The organism is Seonamhaeicola marinus (assembly GCF_008085455.1).
Genome location: NZ_VSDQ01000101.1, coordinates 1 through 862 on the forward strand (window position 1 = coordinate 1; position 862 = coordinate 862).

The 862-nt window shown below is 39.4% G+C and carries 1 protein-coding gene; it reads left to right on the forward strand.

Annotated elements, in window-relative coordinates; all coding sequences use genetic code 11:
- The coding region (locus tag FUA24_RS00635) for a sodium/proton-translocating pyrophosphatase (protein WP_148539610.1) at positions 1 to 862 on the forward strand (862 nt) is incomplete at both ends.

Consider the following 862-nt stretch of genomic DNA (forward strand, 5'->3'; position numbering starts at 1 on the left):
TTTTAATAACAAATTTTATTCCTGCAGAAGTTGAAGGATTACCATTTGGAGCAATGGGTGTATTTTACGCAACATTGGCTGGTTTAGTGGCTGGTTTAGCTGTTGGAAAAGTAACCGAATATTATACAGGTACTGGCACAAAACCAGTAAATTCTATTGTAAAACAATCTGAAACTGGTGCAGCTACCAATATCATTTCTGGTTTAGGTGTAGGTATGATGTCTACAATGTTCCCAATTCTTTTAATAGCTGCGGCAATTTTAGTGTCGCACCATTTTGCAGGCTTATACGGTATTGCAATTGCTGCCGTAGGTATGTTAGCCAATACAGGTATTCAATTAGCAGTAGATGCTTACGGACCAATTTCTGATAACGCAGGAGGTATTGCTGAAATGGCAGAGTTAGATCCTGAAGTTAGAGAACGTACTGATAAGTTAGATGCAGTAGGTAACACTACAGCGGCTATTGGTAAAGGGTTTGCAATAGCATCGGCAGCATTAACAGCATTGGCTCTGTTTGCTGCGTTTATGGAAACTGCAGGTGTAGCGTCTATTGATGTATCTAGACCAGATATTATGGCAGGTTTATTAATAGGAGGTATGTTGCCATTTGTGTTTTCAGCCTTATCAATGAATGCGGTTGGTAGAGCTGCCATGGCTATGATTGAAGAGGTTCGTCGTCAGTTTAGAGATATACCAGCTTTAAAAGCAGCTTTAGAGGTAATGCGTAAGTATGATTCTGATATGAGTAAAGCTACCGAAGCAGATAGAAAGATTTTTGATGCCGCCAATGGTGTTGCAGAATATGATAAATGTGTAGCTATATCAACACAAGCGTCTATTAAAGAAATGGTATTGCCAGG